The sequence below is a fragment of the Bacillus sp. JJ1521 genome, from assembly GCF_036965165.1.
In the GTDB taxonomy this organism is placed as follows: Bacteria; Bacillota; Bacilli; order Bacillales; family Bacillaceae_L; genus Ferdinandcohnia.
On sequence record NZ_JBALOX010000021.1, the window covers coordinates 77,445 to 79,390 of the forward strand.

Genomic DNA, 1,946 nt, shown 5'->3' on the forward strand with positions numbered 1-1,946 from the left:
ATGGCTTAACTTTTGATAAAAAGGGACCTGTCATCCACCTTCCAGATGGCTATACAGCCCATTTTCGTGACCCAAAGGTATGGAAAAAGGGCGATACTTGGTATATGGTACTCGGTGCACAGGATCTTCATGAACAAGGGAAGGTTGTTCTTTATTCTTCCCATGACTTAACCAAATGGGATTTCCACGGCGCAATTACGGGTTCGGAGATGAACGAATTAGGGTCGTTTGGCTATATGTGGGAGTGTCCTGATTTATTTGAGTTAGAAGGAAAAGATATCCTGCTTGTTTCGCCCCAGGGGCTTGAGCCAGAGGGTGATTTGTATCATAATTTATTTCAAGCGGGCTACTTTGTAGGTGAGTTAGATTACGAAAAGGCATCCTACAAGCATGGTGATTTCACCGAACTAGACCGCGGTTTTGATTTCTATGCCCCACAAACCACCATTGATGAAAAAGGAAGACGACTTCTATTCGCATGGATGGGAATTACGGATGACCACGAAAAGTATCAACCAACCATTGAAAATGGTTGGATTCATGCGATGACTTTGCCACGTGTTCTTTCACTTAAAGGTGAAAAAGTTGTTCAACAGCCTGTAGAAGAACTTAAGCAGTTACGGAAAAATGAGGTTTCGTATCAAGATGTTAAAGTCATTTCGGACATTGTGACTCTTGATAAGATACAAGGAACATCAATAGAATTGCTCATTGACGGAATTTCGTATCATACAGATTCCTTTGAAATCACATTTGGAGGGGCTGCAAGCTTCTTTTATTCCGCAAAGGAAAATAAAATGAGTCTCCATCGGAAGAACTTTAAAGAAGGGCGTGTGGAATCGCGGCAATGTCAAATTTATGGGATTAAAAAGCTACATGTGTTTTTGGATACTTCCTCAATTGAGATTTTTGTGAATGACGGAGAGGAAGTTTTTACAGCCCGGTATTATCCAGATGTTGAGAACCAATCCATTTCGTTTATAGCTGAAGGAAATCTTCAATTTAATATTAAGAAATGGGATTTAGACTAGGATGTGAAGCGATGAAACAGGGAGTTATTTGTTTAGGGGAAGCATTAATTGATTTCATTCCACTTGATCAAGACAATATGCAATTTTTAAAAAGTCCTGGCGGCGCGCCTGCGAATGTTGCTGTCGGGGCAGCTAGGCTAGGTGCAAAGTCCTCTTTTGTCGGTAAGGTTGGGGATGATGTATTAGGTAACTTTCTAAAACAGACCTTGGAAAATTACAACGTCTTCACCGGGGCGATGTATCTTTCAAAAGAAGTCCGCACAGGGCTGACGTTTGTGACGCTTAGCGAAGATGGTGAGCGTGAGTTTTCATTTTATATTGAAAAAAGCGCGGATCGCTTTTTAACTCCAGAAGAGATTCCGGTGTCACTTTTTGATGAGCATAATGTATTCCACTTTGGATCGATTTCCCTTATTGAGGATCCGGCCGAATCTGCAACGAAAAAGGCACTCCAATTTGCGAAAGATAAGGGTCTGGTAGTTTCTTATGATCCAAACTTGCGACCAATGCTTTGGAAGAGTCTTGACACAGCGAAAGAGAAAATCACTTCTATGTTAAGCGAGGCGGACGTCGTTAAATTATCGGAAGTGGAATTAGAGTTCATTACGAGTGAAACGGATATTGAACGCGGTGTTGAAAAGTTGGCCTCATACAATATTCCGCTCTTATTCGTCACGCTTGGCAAGGATGGAGTCCATGCCTTTTATCAGGGAGAGTCTCTTTTTGTAGGAGCTCAGAAGGTAAAAAGTGTTGATACGACAGGTGCGGGTGATGCATTTGTGTCTGGTTTGCTATACCAGTTCAGTAGGAGAGACAAAAAGATAGTAGACTATACACTTGAGGAAATCAAGGAAATCGCAGAATTTGCAAGTGTGTCTGGTGCATTAGCTGTCTCACAAAAAGGAGCCATGACTG

Annotated in this window: 2 protein-coding genes; both read left to right on the plus strand. The window is 41.7% G+C overall.

Annotation, left to right across the window (positions count from 1 at the left end; genetic code table 11):
- On the plus strand, positions 1-1,031 hold a 1,031-nt coding region (locus tag V7147_RS04460; protein WP_335366658.1), incomplete at its 5' end, for a glycoside hydrolase family 32 protein.
- An 11-nt stretch (positions 1,032-1,042) separates the two neighbouring features.
- Positions 1,043-1,946, plus strand: a 904-nt coding sequence (locus V7147_RS04465; protein ID WP_335366659.1) for an aminoimidazole riboside kinase, incomplete at its 3' end; no start/stop codon positions are given.